Here is a 21,081-nt window from a genome sequence, read left to right as displayed (position 1 = left end):
CAGATGGTCAAACAGATGATGATAGTCCTGGGTGTAGTTCTGCTGCTGATCACGGGTTGTTCTAAAACCCCAACTCAAGACACAGCGGAGGTCGGCGCTGCTGATGCGCTGGCCCTCAAATATATTGAAGCCAGCACCGAAGGGAATCATGATTTATTCAAACAAATCTTGTCACCTGATGATCCGCATTACCTGAATTTAAAAGATGGCCGTCATGTGAATCCGGGGATGTACAAAGCTATGGGGGAACGATATACCATTCAGCGCTTTGAACAAGATACGGATGATGCCAAGGAACTGTACTACAAGGTAACTTACTATAGTCCCAAGCATAACGGGTATTTTACAGATTACCTTGAGATGAAAAAAGAAGCGGGAGACTGGAAGATATCTGAAATCGATTCGCGTGACGTTTCACGGAAGATTACCAATCCGGAAGGTGGCGTGATTGTACACGAGAACAAAGAAGGTGATAAGTAATGATGAAGAAGCTACTCCATGTTCTTTTATTATTACTGATTTTCATCCTTCATGTTACGCCAGCTTATGCAGCAGACCCGGACGTGGTATATGGCGGCGGTATTTCAGACAATCTCTTCAGCGGGGATCATGAACAAACGAGCGACGGTTCCAAGGCATATTACCAAATTGATGTTACGTCCAAAACGCCTGGAGAGGAAGAAGGCGGATTTTTTAGTACCCTTGGGAGCTGGATTTCCGGTGATGCCGTAAAAGATGAAGTCCTGGCCCAGTTCTATGAAGGCATGAATTTTATGGTCAATACCATGTTTAAGATGAACGTGTTTATGACCAAAGGCATGCTGTCGGTTCTTGATTTTGCCTTTAAATTCGACATTGTGAATGACCTGATCGATGGCATTTCAGGCGTGATGGAAAAACTGACAGGGATATCCGGCGGTAAATTTATGGGTTCAGGAATCTATGGGAAAATGCTACAGATCATTGGTATATCTATTGGCATTGCCTTTTTGTATAAATACTTTTTTGCGCGGGCGCAGCTGCAAGCTACAAGCATGACCGCTAATTCTTTACTGATGCTGGTTGTTGCGTTGCTGTTTTTTTCAAATTATGCGCCCACACTTAAAACGGTCAACAACGTGACCACGGAAATGTCGGCTGTTGTCATGGGAGCTGCATCCGGTTTAACGAATGACGGTCAGACCGATACCAAGACGACTTTAGGCGACAACATGTGGAATCTGTTTATCCACCGGCCTTATTTGTTTCTGCAATACGGTACCGATTCGGAAGGGAGCATTGGGAGCGGCAGGGTGGATGAGCTGCTGGTCATACCCCCTGGGAAACAGCGGCAGTCTTATATAGAAGATAATGAGATTAAAGAACGGTCGAATACAAATATGACCTACGCTGCCGTGCCAGATCGGTTGGTATTTTCCGGTTTGTACAGTTCCGTCAATGCGTTTACGTCGATTCCTATTTTCGCTTTGGCTATTGCGATTCTGGCCTTTCAGTTTTGGTTTTTGGGTGTTGCAGCCGTGGCCCCGTTTTACTTGGTTATCGCGGCCTTTCCGAACCAAGGCGGGATTTTTAGGCGCTATGCGGAAGAACTGTTTTTGCCTTTGATTCTCAAAGTCGCAATGTCCATTTTAGCACTTATTATTTTTACGATGTCGGCCATTGTATACCAGACTAGTGACACCAATAATTATGCTTATTTGGCTACGGCCGTTGTTGAATTTATCGTTTTGGTGATTATCATCTTTATCCGCAAGCGTTTGATGCGCATTTTGTTTGCTGGTGGGGCTATGGCGCGTAGTGTTGCTATGGAAGCGTCCAAAGCCGATCAGTACATTACATCTAAAATTAAGGACATGAAGCGTAAAGCTGTCCGCACCGTAGCGCAAGCGGCAGGCACAATGGCAGGAGGCCCAAGCGCTGGAGCCGCAGCCGGGGCTATTGCTGACGGTATGATGGGGGATCATGGCCGTGAAAAACCTTTAGAGAATGTGCCTTTGAACGATAAAGAGGGCGGCGATGTTGTATCTCTTGCGAAAGGTTCCAAGGGAGAAAGCAGTTCACAGCATGAAGCTAATCAAGTAGATGATTTGGATGCGGATTACAACGAAGGGGATACCAAAGTACCTTCAACAACAGAGCTACCTAAAAGTGATTCTATATTTGTTCCAGGTACATCTACAGGAGGACAAGCCGTTGGCGCTAAAAAGCAAGGGCGGTTGGCTCAGGTCATGGGTGCATTGGCGGCTCAAGAATCAGCGGCCACAGCGCAAACATCGGGCAAGCCTGCCGGAACTGCTTCCAAGTTAGCTGCTGAATCTGTTTCTACTCATGGAGCTGCACCTATACCGTATGACGTTCCAGAGACAATCAGTTCAGGCGAGGGTTCGCGAGTGGGGGCTTTACCTGTTGAATCTTTGGCTCCTGCCTTATCCACTGTCCCAGGTGCGGTACCCTCAGCGGAACCTATGCCCGTTCATATACCGGGTGGCATGGGTATACCCTTGTCGGCAGCTCATGCGGCTTCACAGCTGGCCCAGGTCGTAAGTCAACGGAAGAATGGGCAAACAGGGCCAATCGCGTCTCCAGGCCAATCTATAGGCCATGCTAGAGGGGGGCAAGCTCGGTTCAATGGTGGGGAACTGTATGATTCGCAGCAGCAAAGTACGTTTGTAGCGTCTGCACAAGAACCTATGATGGGACCTTATCCAGCAGGGGCAGCTAACAACTTGCCAAGTGCTGTTATTGGAAATACAGGTGTACCCTTGTCGGCAGCTCATGTAGCTTCACAGATGGCTCAGGTAGTCACTCAAAGGAGAATAGTTCCAAACGTATCTCAAAGTCGATCTATGGGTACAGGCGGGAGATATCAAGCCCGTTTAAGTGGAGAGACGATATATGCGCCGCAGCAGCAAACCGCATTTGTGCAAGAGCCTGTTATGGGGCCAGATCCGAGTAATGTAGCCTCAAACACCATTATGGAAGGAAATGTTGGTGTGCCGCTGCCGGTAGCTCCTATGGTCAGCCAAAGAAGGAGCGAGGAAGCTATCCCGGTTGTATCTCGAAACCGATCTTCACGCGCTGCTGCTGGTAGACCGTCTGAAACCATACGTACCGCAAAAGGGTTAAGTTCTATCCCTAATCTATTTACAAACAAATCTAAGACAACTGTTGCGCAGCGTCCGGACGAGCCTAAAAATGTTGAGCCAGACGATCAGGAAGGTGACGTTTCATGAGTTCAAACATTCCTGATCGGGCCAAGCCGTGGGTTAGTATTATTGTTGCTTCTATCATCATAGCAGTTCTACTTTTCGCTACGATCCGTTATTTTTTTTACAGCTCTCCTGACCATGAAACGCAGAAAAAGGCAAATCAGCCAGTCAAACCACCGGGCCGCGTACATCAGTATGCGGCACCTGATCATTCAAAGCAGGAAGAAAAGAAATCCATTGATGCAACAGATATGAGCCAGGCACAGGAACTTATTCCTTTATTTCTAAAAACGTATATTCCGTTGGATGTGAAGCAGCAGCCTAATAGCAATATTGAAAAATCGAAAGAGTATATGACCGAAACCTTTTACAAGAAAGTTTCTGTCACTCAGCAGCGGTACACCTTAGATGTGAAGCGTCGAACCGTTACCAATATTGAGCTGACACCTGCTGATATTAGACAAGCCGTTCAGTGGTGGGATGCGGATATAGAGGTTCAACAGACAGATGCTTCAGGAAAAGTCAGTACCAACTATCTGCTTTTTGTAGTAAAGGCGAAATGGGAAAATAACGCTTGGAAAATAGATGATGTAGGCGTGCGAACCGGAGAGTGGAGCCTATGAAAAAATGGCTTTTACTTCCGGTTATTCTATCTATTTTATTTGCAATCGGGTTATTTGCTATTTTTATGCTCATACCCTTATTTATGATTGGGGGCGGTCAACAAGCTTCAGCGGGTACGGGTTCCTGGGGAGCCGGTACCATATCCCAAATTGCAGAAAACGAAATCCCGGCCGAATTTATCCCGATTTACAAAGCGGCAGAGGAAAAATATGGTATTCCTTGGAATTTGCTTGCAGCAGTACACCGCATTGAAACTCGTTTTTCCACCTTGAAACCGATGATATCCAAAGTTGGTGCCGAGGGGCATATGCAATTTATGCCGTGTACTTTTATTGGATGGGGAGCGCCCGGCTGTAAGGGAACGAACGGAAAAGGCCAATTTTCTGATGAAGAAAAAACGAGCCTGGCGCTGATTCAAAAGTACGGGGGATATGGGGTAGACGCTGACGGTGATGGGAAAGCAGATATGTGGAATGTAAAGGATGCTATTTTTTCGGCAGCTCATTATCTGGCCGCTAATGGCGCGGCCAACGGAGAATATGAAAAGGCCGTATTCACATACAATCAGAGTCAGGAGTATGTGGCCGAGGTTATGAAATATGCAACTTTGTATGTCCAAGATGGCTATAAGCCCATTGAAACAGTTGAACCAGGAAAAGGAGGGTTTGCACGTCCAGTAGAAGGGCCTGTAACGTCTCCATTTGGCCCGCGTGTGCATCCCATTACTGGACAGGTCGGAAAGCCCCATAAAGGTGTAGATATAGGATGCCCCAAGGGAACTTCTATACAGGCAGCCAAGGCAGGAAAAGTCACTTTTGCCGGATGGCAGGATGCCAGTAACCCGAAAAAAGGATATGGTCAGTACATTTGGATAGATCATGGTGGTGGATACCGAACGACATACGGCCATTTGTCGGCTATTGAGGTTTCTGTCGGCCAAGATATCCAGATTGGACAAGAGATTGGGAAGTGTGGTTCTACAGGTGGAAGCACTGGCCCTCACTTGCACTTTGAAATAGCTATTAATGGAACACACGTCAATCCGGCTCCTTATATTGGACTTAAATAAATAAAGAGGAAGGCGAACGGTTTGTTAAATGAAAAAATCATTGTGCGTGTAGGCAAAGACGAAGAAGGAAAGACCGTGGGGATCGCTAGGCAAGACGATATATTTATATTCCGAAATCCACCGGGTCCAAGATTTGAAGGAGTCGAGTATCTGACATGCTATAAATTAGGTAAATCCGACTTCATAGAACCCTTTAAACGCTCCACAGAGAGCCGATGGTTGGAGCAGGAAGAAAAGTACCAAGATTACTTGCGAGAGCTTTACAAGCGATATATACCGATCTTGCAGGCATATTGCCGGGAGAACCGATATGACATGGAATTAGCCTGGTCGATCATGGAGAAGCATGGAGTTGAAAGCAATTATAAAGGACTTACATTGTTTTCCCTTTTCTTGAGGATGGAGTGCAGGAAAATAGAAGGGACTGACCGAGAAAAAAACAAAGAGGATATGAAGTATCTGGATCAAATATATGAAATGCGTATGGCCGTGGCAAAAATCTTTGAGTTGCGATCTATTGACGATATTACGATAGAATCAGATTCAATTTACTTTAAAACGGATTATGCCACATTTATGAAAGACTATTTCTATTAACGAAGGGGGAAAATCCTGTGCAAGTTACAAACCATTTTTTTGCGGGGCGTGTGCTGCTGGACGAAAGCTACAGTCATTTTTCGCCTAAATCATCCGTGTACCAATATGCTTATGATGCCGAGCAAAGTATCATCCATTTGCTTGATCCACCTGGGCAGAACTACGGAGAGATATTACAGGTCGTTACACATAAGCAGTTTCAAGATCGTATTCACCAGCTGATCGAGATTGCAACCGGGATCAGCAAAGAAGATATTCCGGCCGGACTACGCTGTATTGTATACGAGGATGTAGGCGTAAGGGAATACTTCTTCACCGGGCCAGAACACCGGGGCTTTAATAATGTGGACGAGCAGCTGATTTATCGGCCATTTGTGGAACAGTTAAAGAAATAGAAAGTAGGTGGTCTTATGTTTTACGGTATTCGGTATAATGAGCACGGCCAATACCATAGTAAGGAGGAACTGGACGATGCAAAGGCCATATGGGATTATATACAGCTCCACAAACTCAATCATCCGGAAATATTAATTACGGACGTTTGGGATTGCATTGTCGCATCAACCCGAAACGGATGGATTAACTACCCAACACAATGGGTTTTACAAGAAATTCAACAAGTCTATATTTTGGATGCATCTCATTTTGACCCCGCGGCTTTCTCTGAATCTATGCTTCGTGCAGGATTCGATATAAGAGGGGCGCAGCCGTCTACTTTGTATGAAGCTTCTGAACTTTTGAAACGCATGTACTCCAGCTTACCGCAGGATATATCATGAATCCAAAATATGCTATAATGAGAGGGACAAGGTAACCGGTGGGGAATGACACGGCGAAGCTGCCCGAAAGGGGGTGCTGCCGTGTCTCTTGATTTGTGTCTGAAGCTTTTGGACGTTGTGCTGAAGCTGGTCGGTATTATTACTGGCCTAAGTAAATTAGTAAACGTCTATAAGCAAGCGCGAGACAAGAAAAACCACCGGGAATAGGTTTGGGAGCCTAGCTATCCGGTGGTTTTTCGTATCCGTATGAAATTCTCGCCGTGGTTGCCCACCGGCCTTTGTCGGTAGCCGTGATGCTCTAACATCGCGGCTACTCTTATTTATACCCATTATACCACAAATACATGAGGATGAAATGTCTGCTAATCATGCAGGCATTTTTTTATTATATGTGATTGTTCGGAAAATAAGTGAATTTGGATCTTCAGACAGCTCATGGCCATCCAGGTATTTGCTTTAAAATCCGAATGTTCATGTTATGGCCAATCGAATAATAGCTTTAAAATCCGAACGTGACCTATAATAACTTTTTAAGCTGAGAAATACGGCCTTGTGACACGCCAAGCCATTCGGCATATTGACTTTGCTTGGCTTCTGGATGTTCGCGTAGGAGCTTCCGTAGACTTCTAAGCAATTCTAACGTAGGCCGATGGGCTCTCGTTTTTTTTGGTTTCTCTTTAACAGGAGGAATGGGAATGAGAGTAATACCTACGTTCCCCTTCATTTCGAGTATACATTGCCTACATAAAAGAGAACTTTTGAAATAGCTTAAATCCTGGGCCGAACTGCACAATTTACAGGAAACCCCGTTATACTTTCCTATGCCTAAAATTTTTTTTTCTTCGTCCATATAAAATTCCAAAGGATCGCCAATCTCAATCCCTATTGTGTTCCGGATTTCTATGGGAATAACAATTCGGCCTAGCTGATCTAAGGGACGTGTCATACCTGTATTCTTCACTTGATATCCTCCTTCAAACTAAATTTATTGAAACCAACCTTAATCTCCTAATCTATCTCTCGTTGGCTAAACATTTTCTGTATGAGTTGGCTTACACGGGACTTTGATATACCCAACATATCAGCATATTCCTGTTGTGTAGCAGTCGGATGCTTTTCATGTAAATCTAAGAGCATTTGGGCCATAATCTCTTTTGGTTGTAAAACCTGTTTATGTAGAAGGAGTCTTGAGCATACAGGTACAGCTTTTACAAATAAGAGAACCCTTAAAGTAACTTAACTCTTCGGTGGACTGACAAAATTTACATGACTGTCCAATGTACTTTTTTAGGGAAATTGTACTCGTTTCTTCATCTACGAAAATTTCTACCGAGTCATTCGAAAAAATGTCACATGTAATGAGTACCCCTTTGGGAATTACAAGTCTACCAAAGGTGTCTAAATTCCTTGTCATTTTTGCGTACATCATCCAATGTTCTCCTAATATAAGTATTTATTGTTGTTCCAAAAGATGGTATTATCGTGAGTGTAAAATATTTAATTATATTACAGGATTTCTATTTTCGACTTTTATTAGATTTGCACATTCTAAGTTCATGCTGAAAGGGTGGTTTATCATGGAAAACACACCTACGATTCGAGCAGAAATAGTAAAATACTTAAAACAGAAAGACTTAACCATGACCGAGTTCGGTCACATCATTGACCTAAACGTAGGTACTATTAGTGGCATTGTGACAGGAAATCGTTCTATATCTGTTCACCAACTGGACAGTATTACTATGGGAATGAATTTACCACTGGATTATTTTTACGAACGTTTTATAGAAGAGTGTATTGAAGATTGTTCACTCAACTGGCGAAAAATAAGCCCGTTCTTATACCGATGTGTTGAACTTAATCGGTTAGATTGCGTACAGCGAGTTGTAAATATGTTACTGGATAATCCTACTTATCCCCCGCTGCTCTTTGAACTAGCAGAGAATTCGTTTCAAAAAGGATACAAGGATACTGCGGCTTATCTGTATGAAAAAGTAGCTGAGAGTGAAAAACATCAGCATTCAGAGCGATTGGCGGTCTGCCAGTATCGTTTGTTTACGATTCAAATTGGGGAAGACCAGATTCAAAATCTTCAAATTGCTGCTAGATTTGAGCCTTTTATTGATCGTCTGGATGAAGTGGATCAATTGGACGCTTTGAAAGACTTAGCTAACTTATATAGAGCATTGAGTCAGTGGAATAAAGTATATGAATTGGCTCAGATGATGAGAAAAAGAGCTAAGCTTCGTTATGGTATGAAACAAGAATTTCATAAAAAGCCAAAAGACGGACCACTTTTTGCCTACATAGCTTACGGAGATCTGTTGTGTGCATATGCTTGTGATGCAAGAGGTAATTACGAACAGGGCTTAAAGCACCTGAAGGCTCATACTGATTTAAGTTGGGTAAAAGAAAAAGATCCGGAATCACTACATTGGTTAGGCTTATTCCAAGGTTGGGCTAAAATTAATACGTACGTAAATAGGCTTATGTCTGGAGATGCTAGTGTATTGCCAGATTATGTAGAGTATATATCTGGCGAAAAAGAAATCTTTGCCGAACTTCTGAATGTTGTTGAAGCGGCTAATCGTTACAATTTAGATATTGATCACATTTTAGATCGCTTTGAGCCTCAAATTGCAGCATACCGTGAACCCGAATCTACAGATATTTATACTCAGCAGGTATTATCAGACGAATACGCTCGTTTTTGGTACAAACTCGCTAAGTACAAATTATTCAGGAAAAAATACCCATGCGGTTTTAAATGTCTTATGGACGCTTTTGAAAAATCCGTTAAAATAAATAACGTACTACTAATTTCCAACTGTTCAGGTTTGTTTGAGCGTTTCAGGGTTCATACAGACCCTGAAACATTAGCTCAGTATCAAAGTATGCTTCTGGAGGTGTGGGAAAAAAATGAGAAAAAAGATGGTTTTCTTTTTAGCAGTTAGTCTTGGTTTTGTACTGGTGTCTGGAGCATCAGCACTGGCTCCAATTGAACACAATCAGGCTCCTGGTATAATTTCGACTCAAGGCTATGTTGGTGGATTCTGATGTTTCAGGAGGTGTATAAAAAATGAAAAAAAAGATGGTTCTCCTTCTGGCAATTGGTTTCAGTTTTGCACTGATGTTTGGAGCATTGTCACAGTCTCCTGGTGTAATTTCGACTCAAGGTTATATTGGTGGGGCATAAGTCAGGCATACGCATTTATAGTTTCCTTGACCAGCTTTTTGGCTGGTCTTTTTATTTTTATATAGGTAGCTTTCTATGCAAAACTATTTCCCACACCACACAATGAATTATTATTCAATAAAATGTCTTATTTGAAAATGAAATACATATGTCATGTCAAAAAATGTTAAAGTGTATTAGGGTAGCTTTTGTACTTGTAGTACCAGGAAAATAATCGCATGAAATCGATTGCTCAGTATGGGCCGGACAAGCCGCCGGGAGGATCCAGAAGATTACTGGATTTTCCCGCGCTGGTCCATGATTAGAGACGCAGCCAACTCGAACAAAGAAGAGGCTCCTGCATCTGCAGGAGCCATTCTCTGAACGAGCACAATTATCTTTTGCGTGTCCCTTTTCGGTGCTCTGAAAGAATAGCAAATTGTTGTCTTTAATATCTAAATTGTTACATGTTTTACTGTAAAGTATAAATTATTATATATATAATAGAGGAATCAATCGAATTATATTAATTACCATGTTTTCAAAAAGGGGATGGTATTTGAATATGGTTAATAGAAAATACAGGAAAATTGGTCTAATTAGTGCGATTTTTGTTGAGTTAACCATTATTTTTGTTTGTTCTTATCAAGTTTATCAAAACGTAGAAACTGTCCATAATTACTTCTCTCCTAAAACGACCTCAGTTATGGCTATTGAAAAAGAAACTGATGAATGGAACAGCATTAAATTTGATGGTCAAGATTCTATCAAATTTGATAGTGTTTTTTGGGATAAGACAATCATAAATGATGCAAACAGTGCAGGTAATGCGCTCGTGAGAGTTAAAGATGAAAAGGGAGATATCGTGATTGATGAGTTTCAGGTGTCTCCTGGCAATAGCAAACAACTGAATGGTTTAAACAAAGTTGAGCAATATTACTTTGAGATCAAAGCTGCAAAAGGACAATTCACCATTAATGCAATATAGTGAAAGAAGGGCATCTCTTGGGGGATGCTCTATTTTTGATGTCAAAAGAAAATAAAGTTATTAGACTGACGCTGCTTCATTAAGCTAACGGGAAACTTTAGTTTAATTCCATCAGTGGCAGTCTAAAACTTTATTTTCACCAAACAATGGAACAGGAGAGCAGCTCCTGCATCTGTAGGAGTTGCTTTTTTAGCAATCATAATTATCTTTTGCGCATTCCTTTGCGCTGACGATAGGGTCTACTACGTTTTCTCCCCCGTTTTGGAGTACCTGAATGGGAACGGCGGCCTTTAGGTGGTGCGTCTACAACTTGCGGCATTACAAAGGGAATGAGATCAAGAATTATTTTGACTTTTTTGAGCCAATCGAAGAGGGTGTTTATTACCCCGTTCCAGTCGATCTGTGCTATCCATGTGAAGACGTAATGAATTTGTTCAAGAATAAATTGTTGCATTTCTAAAAAACCCCTTTCAAATTTAATAGATTTGTTGTGTCCTACATCAAGAAACCGTATTGGGTTTCTATTGCAATCAGCTGCATTTCTCCACCTGAAAAATTTGTAGGAATACGAGATTATAGGATAAGGTGGCTGCATTTTATAACATCAATTGTGTCTGACCCCTGCCCTACTCCTTCTCCTTTTTAGGTGAACGAAAAGTGCTGATATACTAATAAAGGGAGAAGTCAAAAGTTTACCCCCGTTTTATGGATGTGTTCACTAAATTGTCACATTCAGATAGTTCTGATCTTTGATATGTATATGTCCCTACCGCCTTTGTCTGTTGAGATGATCATACGGCGAGAAAATGTGTACAAGGTGAAAAAAGTAGCTCCTGCATTGCCTGCAGGAGCTACTTTTTGTTAGCGTATTGAATTTGTTTCAATTATTGATGAAATGCGGCGTTCCTAAAAGCATAGTATCTCAAACAAACTTAAGACCAGCGCCATTAGACGATCAGAACAGACGGGATGTACTATTCCAAGATGCTAACGTTTGGTCCATCTTCTGGAACAGGTTAAACAAAGAGAGATAACTTTATATAAACTGCTGAAAGAGTATCAAAAAAATGCGTTATGAAATGGTTAAAAAAAGAATCAGAGAAAACGCAAAGCGGTTAACCAAAGAGAGGAACTATATTATAATAAAATCAAAAATCATTGAGTTGTATGAAAAGGAAATATGAGGGATGAATTGAAAGAAAGGCGATTGATATACATAAGTGTGATAAAACCAATATATTTCGCGACTATTTTTCACCTTTAGCGAGACACAATTTGAAAATTATAAAGATCAAATCCAGAAGCATGGACAATCAGTGTCTATGTAGTTTTGTTACGCTACGTCGGAGGGTGAAATTGTGAAGATCAACCAATTCAAAGGTGATTTAAAAGCCAAACGAATACTAATTATGTACGAACGATTGGTTAGAGGTAAAGGTATCAATAAACAGATCATTGCAGAAGAATTTAAAGTAAGTGAGAAAACGATACAACGTGATCTAGAAGACCTCCGAAGTTACTTAGCGGAATGTTTCCCTGGGCAAGAGGTAACCATTCAATATATAAAAGGAAAGGGTCACTTGTTGAACTGCCCAAAAGGCGCCGGATTAACTGGGGAAGAAGCGGTGCTGCTTACTAAGATTTTATTAGAAAGCAGGGCCTTCCCAAAAGATGAGATGGAAAAATTATTGGATAAAGTCATTGGTCAGTGTGAAGAAGAGGAACGTAAGAAAGTCTATAAGGCTATCCGAAATGAGAGCTTCTTGTATAAACCTGTCGGACACAATAAGCCTCTTGGACGTATAATTGGGGACCTGAGTCATGCTATTTCTGAGCAGAGATTGGTAACTCTCTGTTATTTGCGGCCTGTTTTGGTAGAACCCTTTTACAGACGTATTGAGCCGCTCGGAATACTGTTCTCCGAGTATTATTTCTATTTGATTGCTAATATCAGTGGATCGGATAAGGAATTTCCGGCAATTTATCGCCTGGATCGTATAATAGAGTACACAGTAGAGAAGGAGCGTTTTCACAGGAGTGAGCAATCCCGTTTTCAGGAAGGAGAGTTTCGAAAACAAATCCAGTTCATGCAAATGGGGAAACTAATGCATGTTAAATTTAAGTTTTGGGGAACGCCAGTCGAAGCCGTAACTGATCGATTGCCGAACTCAATTGTTACAGAGGAGGTAGACGGTTCCTATCTGGTGGAGGCTAAAGTTTTTGGTAAGGGTGTGAAAATGTGGCTTCTTAGTCAGGCTGAATTTGTAGAAGTTCTTGCTCCACAGGAATTGAGAGAGGACATAGCAGCCTCAATTAAGAAAATGGATCGAAATTATAGTTGATTGGCAATAAAAATCAACTATAATTTCGATCCGAGATAACACTACGAAGGTTGCCTAGCAGCAATTTATAATAGAAGGAGGAGAACGCAGTATGTCTTTGTGCGTGGTGAATAAGCAAGAACACCGATCCTTTCTGCAGCTCACGCATCTGGTTACTGTCATCTATGGATAGCTTTCCGTGCAACAGTTGCGGTTTATGCTGCAGCAAATTGGACCGTGTGCCGGAGCTAGCCGTCTATGATCGGGGCGACGGGATTTGCATTCACTTGCGAGATCAACAGTGTTCCATTTACGACAACCGTCCGAAGCTATGCAGAGTGGATGAAATGTATGAAACCTTTTTCAAGAAAAATTATGATCGAACGACGTTCTATATCGAAAACTTGAAGGTTTGCCGCTCTATGCAAGAGGAGGCAGGACTTCCAGAATCACAGCATGTACAAATTCCAAAACCCTAGGAGGAGTCACTATGCCTTTGCCATTCCTTATCGGCGGTGCTATTGTCGCAATCGGAGGCCTTGTAGGTGCCGCCGCTAAATCGGTCAACCGTGATTACGAAGAGGAGCTTGTCTGGATTAATCGAAAAATTCGCAGCCTCGCCGAGGAGACGAATCGTAACTACAACGCGACACAACAAGATGTGAAGAGCAAGCTGGACAATTGGATGTTCATTAAGAAGGAAGCACATACGCATTTGTTACCACGCTTTGTTGACAGCTTCGGCAATCTGAAGCAGGTCGACTATGATACGAATGAGGTGCTGACGCCCGACATTGTGAAGGACATCAAACAAACCAATCTCAAGTATAAAATGAACCACAAAGACGGCGATGTCGGTACGGAGAGCGAGGCAGCTCTAAAAGGAGCGATCTTGGGTATAGTAGGAGGAGGGGCGTTCCTCCTTGGCAGCGTCATCAAGAATGTGAAACTACAGTATGCAATTGAAGAGGCAGAAGCAAATCTGGCGAAGATGAAGCTTGAAGCCGAGAAGGTGAAGACGGTTGAGATGAAGTTGAGACACTTAGGAAAACGTGCGGGGGAGCTGACGAGCGTGACGCAGGTGCTGAGCGACTTGTTCAAGCTTGCGCTACATCAGCTCGAGTGTAATATCGCCACGTACGGTACCAACTATTCGCAGTACGATCTTGAGACGCGAAAACGGGTTCATATGGTAGCAGAGCTCGCGAAGACGGTAAAGACCGTTGTCAGTACAGAGCTGTTGAACGACTCATGGGAGCCGAATCCGAAGTTGGCAACGATCATTCGTACTTCGCGCGAAGCAGTGGAGAAATTCAGTCATGGTGGATAAACAAGAGAAAGAGCGGTGGCGAAAGACCGCATCGAATGTAGTGCAGACACAGCAGACACAGGAGACAGTGCAAAAATTTGGAGAGGCAGCTTTCCAGTTCGTGGACGGATACTTCGGTGATATGACTGCGGGGCGAAAGGGTCTGAAGCACATTAAGTTACAACAGATCACCGACCCAGAGCGAAATATTCCCCAGCAGGCCGGCTTCGCTGCAGAAATTTATTATACGAGCCAGACGAACGCTGATAATATCCTTCGAGGGAACAAAGAACGCGTAGTTCGTACGGACGATGTCGGTGAAGTTAACAATCCAAACTACGACCACTATACGAAGGTGGACGGACATACAGTGAGACGCTCCCAAATGAAGTTCCGCGGTGACGAGAGCAATTCGGAGCTTGGTGCTAAGCAGAATCTCTCAAAATTAGTCGGAGACAAGGAATATAGGAAATACAGAGACGCCGACGATATTCTTGTACCTACCGAGCAATTTCCATACGCAAAGCAGCATGCGTGTGTTAAGGCAGAGAGTCTAAGGCAGCAAGCCAAAGCACTCCGCAGGAAGGGGAAATCTGACGAGGCGTCGAAGATGGAGTTGATGGCGAAGCGTTACGAGGATGTGTCAGAGCGGATGAAGGATAGCAATGTCACGCGTGAGAAGACACGCAAGCTACGTCTGAACCCAGAGAAAGTGGTAATGAAGGATCCACTGCGTCTCGCAAACAAAGCTGGGATGAAACAGGCGAAGGCTGGAGCGATTATGGCTGGTGGATTCTCTACTGTTCAAAACCTTACTTCTGTCATCAAGGGTGAGAAAAGTGTTGGCGCTGCAGTCGTCGACGTTGCTGTCGATACAGTGAAGGGAGCGACGTTCAGTTACATTACGACCGCCAGTGCTTCGCTTGTGAAGGCGGGTTTGAAGGAGGTTGGTAAGCGAGCAGCGACGCAAAGCGGCAAAGAGGTGTTCGCCGTGCTCAGTAAGGGGAACGCACCGGCGCTTATAGTGACTTCGACCTTCGAGGTCTACAAGTCCGTCAAGCGGTACCTCGATGGTGAGCTTGATGCGAAAGGGCTTGTTGCCGAGCTCGGTGAGAAGGGCACTGGTATTGTTGCCTCCACTTACGGTGCGGAGCTTGGCACTTTGATCGGCGCGGGTATTGGCTCCATTCTCTTCCCAGGCGTTGGCACTGCGATCGGTGGGGTAGCAGGAGGTCTCATTTGCAGTATGGTCGGCTACATGGTCGGCACGCAGCTGTATCATTCTACGCTTCAATTTTTGTCAATGCCGATTGAAGCGGAGAAAGTACGTCGCGCAAAGGAAATGTGTGACCAGGCACGCAAAATAATGGAACGTGAGCGGTTGGAGCTGGAGCGACAATTCGAGGTCTACTTCACCAAGCGGCAGATTGAACTGCGTGATCATTTCGAAGCGATGCGGAGGAGCATCCTCGCGAACGACTCGCAGGCAATCGTCCGTCAGCTAGGTAGTATTGCAGTAATGTTTGGCGGGACGCTACGCTTTAAGAACTTCGAGGAGTTTGATGCGTTTATGCTAGATGAGGATACGGTGTTCGAGCTGTAGTTTGAGTCATGTGTGTCTGTCCATAGGAACAGGGGGGGCAGCTTATTCATAGTCTTGTTTACTTGTAAAAGGATGAGAAACGTTGTAGTAATTGTGCAGTGTCGTTTTTTATGGGTTGTTGGAGTTAAAATAGGCATTTGGAAAGTGTGCTATAAACTATATGGACCAACGGGCGGATTATGGGGCCATGGTATTAAAACAGAAAACAAGACTGGATTATATTCCAGTCTTGTTTTGTATATTATTTAGATACTTTATAGGTGTAAAAATCATTTTTTGATAAGCTAATATTATAAGTCAATCCGTAGATGCTGATTTTTTTATTAAAGCTTTTTTTGTCTTTTTCAGAATCAACGATTCTAGGTATCAGGCCAAGAAGGTTCCACACTTTAGTACTAACATAACTGCTTACTGTTTTCGGGTTTAGTGTATTAACCATCTGTTGGTTAAACATCATCCTATCTACTCCTAAGTCACCCTCAGCCTCTTCAGCATCTTCTGTAGTCATATAATAAACTTTGTCTGTAAACGAGACATTCTTCAGGCTATTATCAGGGTTAACCACGCCTGTTAATACTTTTGTCTCTCCCATACTAGCTTTAAAAGTCTTTAATCCATTTGCACTGATAACCTTATAGCTGTCAATATGATAATTTCCTACTGAATCGCTACCCTCTTGGTTGAATTTCTTTACAAAACCTGATACTGTGTTGAAAATTCTAGGTTCTTTCTTGCTTTGAGAAGATGAGATTGCAGAAATGCTAGCTGATGCTTCATTAGCAAACTGCGTAAAAATTCCTGTCACAATAATAGCAGATGAACAAAGTATAATTATTCTTTTTAAATTCATGTTTTTTTATCCCCTTCTCATAATTTATATAGAATGCTTTGTAGGTCACTGAATCCTCTGCTGTATGGCTTGATTAAGGCCATATACTGGTTGCCGTAGCTAGTATATAAGTTAGATATTCCTGTGTGGGATAATTCCTTCATTTGGATTGCTGCTCCGTTTATATAGTCTTCTTTTGTCCAAGTATCAATAATGCTATTAGTATTATAATTATCACCTTTAGTAGTAATTGATCCACTACTTATTTTAGAATCGTTAGTGAAAATTCCCTGTTCTAAAGATTGTTCTGATAGTGAAAGCTGCTTCAGCAGAGATTGTGATATTTTTTTTGAGTAAAAAAAACTTAGTTTTTCAGGATAATCTGATGAAAAGGCATTTTTAAAAGTTTTATTTAAGTTTGGAAATTCATAAAATTTCTGATCTGTCTCTAAACTTATGTTTACATTCCCATCAGTATAGGATAGCGTATTTAGATCCCTACTATATCCTCCACTATACCCTTTAATGAGTTTGTTATTTTTAAATGTTCCTTTTTTTACATTAGCTGAATCATCATTAAATTGTTCTTCATACTTTTGAGTGTAGTCTGAGTGTACATAGTCTCTATAAGTGTTTTTTTCGGTGTATGTTCCTTCTCCGTTATACTTATCGTTTTTCCAGCTTCCTTGGTAAACTATTAAGGAACTTTCAAAGTGGTTAAGTTCCCCATCTTCTTCGTTATAAATAGGAGTAGCCTTTTTATATATATACTTTCCTTTTCCAGAACGTAGCCCATTACTCCACTGGCCTTGGTAGGTCTTATAAGAATCGTATTTCATTGTACCACTACCGTTCGGCTTACCATTTCTTACTTGGCCATAGTAGATGGCCCCAGTTGAGTATTTAATGTTTACATTCTTAGAGGTTGCAGCTTCTACATTTGGGTTGAAACAAAGAGAAAACAAGATAATAGCTGATAGTAAGGCTTTATACATAACTAACTCTCCCATCTGATACTTTATGGCTATAAACACACCAACACAATATACATCATTTTTCCTATTTATCCAACTGTAAAGGTTTATAATTGATAGGGGGAAAGCAACTATGAGTCTCACTTTTGATTTGAATTTATAAAGGAGAGTGATTCCTTAAAAGTAGATCTATGGGGACAGGAGGGAGATATCAGGCCTGTTAATGGCAAAGCCGACATGTGGCAACTGACAGATACCATCTTCTCCTGCGAGTGCAAATTAGTGTCTTCTTGAGTGCAATTCCTTACTCAAATTGGAGGTATCAATATATGCAAATATCCCCCTCCCCATCACACAATGAATCGTTATTCAATAAAATGTATTATTTGAAAATTAAATACATATGTTATGTCAAAAAATGTTAAGTATATTAGGGTATAAGCTTTTGTATTTGTAGTAGTAACCAGGATAAGATAATCGCATGAAATCGATTGCTCATGTGAGCCGGACAAGGCGCCAGGATGATTCAGAAGATTACTAGATTTTCGCGGCGCTGGTCCGTGATCAGAGGCGTAGCCAAGGTGCAGTTAGAAAAACAGCTCCTGCATCTGCAGGAGCCATTCTCTGAACGACCACAATTATCTTTTGTGCATCCCTTTGCGCTTTCTTACCCGCTTTTGCTTTTGAGCACCAGGATGAGCCTTTGCGAGAAGAACCAGTTTAAAAATGGTAAGGGATTTATCCAGCCCGTCAAAGAGGTTATCTGTCACCTCTCTCCAGTCTACGTGTGTTGCCCAAATTAAGGCTGAATGAATGAGATCGTTAATAATAATGTGTTGCATGTTCAAAACTCCTTTCAAATTCAAATAGATTTAATGTCTGTCCAACATTAAGAAATAAGACTTTCAGTTTGATCCCTTTTTTGCTGTTACCGTCCTTTCATCCGATTTATCACTACAACAATGTGCAAAGATACAAGATCATAGGGTAAAGAGCACACGTTTTATAACCTGTTTGCGGTCTAACCTTGTTTTACTCTCTATATAGCTGAAATATAGATGTGCTCGTCTTTTTGTGACATGCTCTTCACACATGGAATAAAAAAAGATATCAAGTAAACAGGGTTTTGATTTTCAAACTGAAAGTCCACATTTCTCTCTTCAGAATTAAATTTCAAACTGTAAGATATAAGGAAAAGACCGATTTTCGAGAAATGTCATGCTATAGCGCTCGATTGTCGTAATTTAGACACATTTATTTTCGTAAACTAAATTGTTTACAGCTAAATATTGAAACATTATGGACCAGGGAAGCGCCAAGGCAAAAAAAAGTAGCTCCTGCTTGCCTGCAGGAGCTACTTTCGTGCATGTTTATCATATGAAAAAAATGTTCAGGAATGGGGAACTAACCGTTGAAGCATTATACATTTTGTATTATTGGTTTTATAGAACTATCATGAAAAACCATCTTACATACGATTGGGTAATATTCTTACTCGCCGTGGGCTTGGTGTAGGAACTCACTGTGTATCAATTCACCTACCTCCGTGGAATGGGGGAAAGTGGCCAAAAGGCCATACTTCAAGCTTTACTGGAGCATGCGATTCCGAGTGAACCTCATGATCCTGAGAATTAGCGTAGGAAGGTGAATTCTTGATAAATAACTATCAAATTACAGGAAAACACATGACGGGTAGACGTGTGAATGAAGTGGTACAAGCGATAAGTGAAAAACATGCTTTAAGTATCATACATGATAAATATGGAAAGTTATTTGGATTGGAAATATCGAAGATCAGCTTTCTGGATTCACCGGTCGAAAATATACCTGAAGTAAAGAATTACTACACAAGCTCTCAGTATGAGGATAGTGGAATATTGGAGATGTTAATTCGGCTAAAAGCCAATAAAGGAAGCCAAGTTGACTATATGGCTGTTACAGAACACTTTACTCCAATCTTGAATGCTGCAGTTGGTAATTATCGATATAATGATCTTTCTACTGCAGAACAAGGTGATTTCAAGATACAGTTGGTTTATGACATCATCAATGAGTTTGCTCCAAAATTCTCTGCGGATCGCGGGAAGTTATTGCAGTTCATGAAGATGAAGGTCCGAGATCGAATGAATGTATATTACAATCGTAAAGTAAATGTCAATTCAAACAACAAAGAAAAGAAGAGATCTCGATCTGAAGTCATAAGAGAGTATAATGAATTCAGCAACTTACCACGGCAGGATGAAGATGTAGAGGCAGCCCGATTGAGTTTGATAAGCAATATTCAGCGAATAGGCAATACGGAGCTAACAGGGATCCCTCGTAAAGTTATTGAAGATACGCATGAGCGGATTGTTGATCTAGAGTTGCATTATCTCTTGAACTTGAAGAAGCAGAGAGAAGTCTACGCACTGGCCTATGGGCCAAATCGGTTCAAACAACTAGATATAGCTGAGCGATTAAGCATTAAGCAGCCTACGGTGAGCGTCACTTTGAAGAGGGCTAAGAATAACATTTGGAAAAAAATCTTGAAAATAAATTTGGAAGCTGAGTAAAACGTCTATATTTTTGAGTCAAGCGTGTGAGATTTATGTATGTATATATATATTTATTATATTAGTAATACTCTTTAAATAATTAGGCTCTGACGAGCCGTGGTCTGAATGAATTTATCTCGTGGCCCATATTGGTCTCAGGGGCAAAGACCATTTTGACTGAAGACGCCTGAAAACTGAATATATTAAAATGAGCTCCCCTTTCGCCCATTGGCGAGAGTGGGAGTTTTTTTGTTTCTATCCAAAATTCTTACCAATAGGGCCCAAGTGACTGCTTATTCAGCAGCTGCTTGGGTCTTTTTTTGTTCTATTGCATTTTTACTTGTAAAAGTGAAGCTGAGCTAACTACATAAACGAAAGGAGCAACAGGAAGCTAAAATTATTTGTCTCTAATAACTTTCAAGATAGAGACCATATCCAGCAAGCTCAAAGAGGCCACTTCTAGTGGCCTCTTTGAGCTTTTTTGTGTCCAAAAATAACAGAAACGATGAAAGCGCTGGGGGATTCCCCGGCGCTTTTTTTCGTTTAACAAAGGAGTTACGAGAATTATGGAAAAATCGAATGTTAACTGGGCTGAAATGCCGGCAAGCCAATATCCTTTTTTAATGGATAAGGAGCGAACTAGCCATAAATGGAAAAAGGAACGGATTTACCGGGATCGGAAAACGGGGAACCTCTACCACAAGGACGGTTTGCATGGGGAAATTGAAGTTTACAATCGAAGAGGGAATCACATCGGAGTCCTGACGCCCGAAGGGGACAAGCACCCTATCAAAGGGGTAGTCCCTGGAAGAAGGATCTCCGTCTAAGTAAGTCGAGGTAGGGTTAGCGAGGTCCAAAGTTGTCTGCCAAGGCAGCCTGCCTGGGCCTCTTTTTGCAATATATGCAATTTTCGTGTGTAGAAATGAAAAAATTCTGAATGAACAACCTATTAAGGCAAGTTTAAGGGAGGTGCATCAAATGCGAAATTAATGGTTCAACAATCGCTTTAAAGATTGAGGTCACAAATGCCTGGAGGTACCGCTAGCTGCGAGTAGCCTTTGGGCTTTTTT

Annotated in this window: 21 protein-coding genes; 16 read left to right on the top strand and 5 right to left on the bottom strand. The window is 41.8% G+C overall.

Features of this window, described 5'->3' with window-relative positions:
• The first annotated feature begins 3 nt into the window (after positions 1-3).
• From MKY98_RS26835 to MKY98_RS26800, 8 genes are all read left to right on the top strand, one after another.
• Positions 4-480, top strand: coding sequence for a hypothetical protein (locus tag MKY98_RS26835; RefSeq protein ID WP_069011628.1), 477 nt, complete (start codon positions 4-6; stop codon positions 478-480).
• A complete protein-coding gene (locus MKY98_RS26830; RefSeq protein WP_341011468.1) occupies positions 480-3,233 on the top strand; it encodes a CD3337/EF1877 family mobilome membrane protein in 2,754 nt (917 codons plus the stop codon). Before MKY98_RS26835 ends, MKY98_RS26830 begins: the two co-directional genes overlap by 1 nt.
• Positions 3,230-3,832: a hypothetical protein gene (locus tag MKY98_RS26825; RefSeq protein WP_069011626.1), complete on the top strand. Its 603-nt coding sequence runs from the start codon at positions 3,230-3,232 to the stop codon at positions 3,830-3,832. Before MKY98_RS26830 ends, MKY98_RS26825 begins: the two co-directional genes overlap by 4 nt.
• Positions 3,829-4,902, top strand: coding sequence for a peptidoglycan DD-metalloendopeptidase family protein (locus MKY98_RS26820; RefSeq protein ID WP_069011625.1), 1,074 nt, complete (start codon positions 3,829-3,831; stop codon positions 4,900-4,902). The genes MKY98_RS26825 and MKY98_RS26820 overlap by 4 nt, the downstream gene beginning before the upstream one ends.
• Positions 4,903-4,923: 21 nt before the next feature.
• A complete protein-coding gene (locus MKY98_RS26815) occupies positions 4,924-5,499 on the top strand; it encodes a hypothetical protein (RefSeq protein WP_069011624.1) in 576 nt (191 codons plus the stop codon).
• 17 nt (positions 5,500-5,516) lie between these two features.
• Positions 5,517-5,894 carry a hypothetical protein gene (locus MKY98_RS26810; protein ID WP_069011623.1) on the top strand — a complete coding sequence of 126 codons (378 nt, stop codon included), beginning with the start codon at positions 5,517-5,519 and terminating at the stop codon, positions 5,892-5,894.
• Positions 5,895-5,909: 15 nt separating this feature from the next.
• Positions 5,910-6,278, top strand: coding sequence for a hypothetical protein (locus MKY98_RS26805; protein WP_069011622.1), 369 nt, complete (start codon positions 5,910-5,912; stop codon positions 6,276-6,278).
• 81 nt (positions 6,279-6,359) lie between these two features.
• Positions 6,360-6,485: a hypothetical protein gene (locus MKY98_RS26800; RefSeq protein WP_256026086.1), complete on the top strand. Its 126-nt coding sequence runs from the start codon at positions 6,360-6,362 to the stop codon at positions 6,483-6,485.
• Positions 6,486-6,795: 310 nt separating this feature from the next.
• On the opposite strand, the gene MKY98_RS26795 is transcribed toward MKY98_RS26800, so the two are convergent.
• Positions 6,796-7,239, bottom strand: coding sequence for an AbrB/MazE/SpoVT family DNA-binding domain-containing protein (locus MKY98_RS26795; protein WP_069011621.1), 444 nt, complete (start codon positions 7,237-7,239; stop codon positions 6,796-6,798).
• A 616-nt stretch (positions 7,240-7,855) separates the two neighbouring features.
• Between MKY98_RS26795 and MKY98_RS26790 the strand changes: the two genes are divergently transcribed.
• Together MKY98_RS26790 and MKY98_RS26785 are read left to right on the top strand one after the other, a co-directional pair.
• Positions 7,856-9,232 carry a helix-turn-helix domain-containing protein gene (locus tag MKY98_RS26790; protein ID WP_069011620.1) on the top strand — a complete coding sequence of 459 codons (1,377 nt, stop codon included), beginning with the start codon at positions 7,856-7,858 and terminating at the stop codon, positions 9,230-9,232.
• Positions 9,233-10,018: 786 nt separating this feature from the next.
• Entirely contained in the window at positions 10,019-10,441 is a 423-nt protein-coding gene (locus MKY98_RS26785) for a hypothetical protein (RefSeq protein WP_176715727.1), read from the top strand.
• 202 nt (positions 10,442-10,643) lie between these two features.
• Here MKY98_RS26785 and MKY98_RS26780 read toward each other — a convergent pair whose 3' ends face one another.
• Positions 10,644-10,895 (bottom strand): hypothetical protein, encoded by a 252-nt coding sequence (locus MKY98_RS26780; RefSeq protein ID WP_141695499.1) that lies wholly within the window; start codon positions 10,893-10,895, stop codon positions 10,644-10,646.
• A 904-nt stretch (positions 10,896-11,799) separates the two neighbouring features.
• Here MKY98_RS26780 and MKY98_RS26775 point away from each other — a divergent pair.
• From MKY98_RS26775 to MKY98_RS26760, 4 genes are all read left to right on the top strand, one after another.
• The gene (locus MKY98_RS26775; RefSeq protein ID WP_081317585.1) at positions 11,800-12,783 is read left to right on the top strand and encodes a helix-turn-helix transcriptional regulator; all 984 of its coding nucleotides are present in this window, start codon (positions 11,800-11,802) and stop codon (positions 12,781-12,783) included.
• 164 nt (positions 12,784-12,947) lie between these two features.
• Positions 12,948-13,241, top strand: coding sequence for a YkgJ family cysteine cluster protein (locus tag MKY98_RS26770; protein WP_069011617.1), 294 nt, complete (start codon positions 12,948-12,950; stop codon positions 13,239-13,241).
• A gap of 11 nt (positions 13,242-13,252) precedes the next feature.
• Positions 13,253-14,092 carry a hypothetical protein gene (locus MKY98_RS26765; protein ID WP_069011616.1) on the top strand — a complete coding sequence of 280 codons (840 nt, stop codon included), beginning with the start codon at positions 13,253-13,255 and terminating at the stop codon, positions 14,090-14,092.
• The gene (locus tag MKY98_RS26760) at positions 14,082-15,674 is read left to right on the top strand and encodes a bacteriocin class II family protein (protein ID WP_069011615.1); all 1,593 of its coding nucleotides are present in this window, start codon (positions 14,082-14,084) and stop codon (positions 15,672-15,674) included. Before MKY98_RS26765 ends, MKY98_RS26760 begins: the two co-directional genes overlap by 11 nt.
• A 241-nt stretch (positions 15,675-15,915) precedes the next feature.
• Here MKY98_RS26760 and MKY98_RS26755 read toward each other — a convergent pair whose 3' ends face one another.
• The 3 genes from MKY98_RS26755 to MKY98_RS26745 form a co-directional block, all read right to left on the bottom strand.
• Positions 15,916-16,524: a hypothetical protein gene (locus tag MKY98_RS26755; protein WP_069011614.1), complete on the bottom strand. Its 609-nt coding sequence runs from the start codon at positions 16,522-16,524 to the stop codon at positions 15,916-15,918.
• A gap of 17 nt (positions 16,525-16,541) precedes the next feature.
• Positions 16,542-17,498: a hypothetical protein gene (locus MKY98_RS26750; RefSeq protein WP_069011613.1), complete on the bottom strand. Its 957-nt coding sequence runs from the start codon at positions 17,496-17,498 to the stop codon at positions 16,542-16,544.
• Between the two features lie 617 nt (positions 17,499-18,115).
• Complete coding sequence (locus MKY98_RS26745) at positions 18,116-18,319, bottom strand: hypothetical protein (RefSeq protein ID WP_069011612.1); 204 nt, start codon at positions 18,317-18,319, stop codon at positions 18,116-18,118.
• Positions 18,320-19,129: 810 nt separating this feature from the next.
• Here MKY98_RS26745 and MKY98_RS26740 point away from each other — a divergent pair.
• Positions 19,130-20,029, top strand: a complete 900-nt coding sequence (locus MKY98_RS26740) for a sigma-70 family RNA polymerase sigma factor (RefSeq protein ID WP_069011611.1) — start codon at positions 19,130-19,132, stop codon at positions 20,027-20,029.
• A gap of 548 nt (positions 20,030-20,577) precedes the next feature.
• The gene (locus MKY98_RS26735) at positions 20,578-20,838 is read left to right on the top strand and encodes a colicin E3/pyocin S6 family cytotoxin (RefSeq protein WP_069011610.1); all 261 of its coding nucleotides are present in this window, start codon (positions 20,578-20,580) and stop codon (positions 20,836-20,838) included.
• Positions 20,839-21,081: the final 243 nt, after the last annotated feature.

Origin of the sequence: Paenibacillus sp. FSL M8-0228, assembly GCF_038007385.1 — a bacterium.
GTDB classification, from domain to species: Bacteria; Bacillota; Bacilli; order Paenibacillales; family Paenibacillaceae; genus Paenibacillus; species Paenibacillus polymyxa_D.
This window is presented reverse-complemented; position numbering and strand designations above follow the sequence as displayed.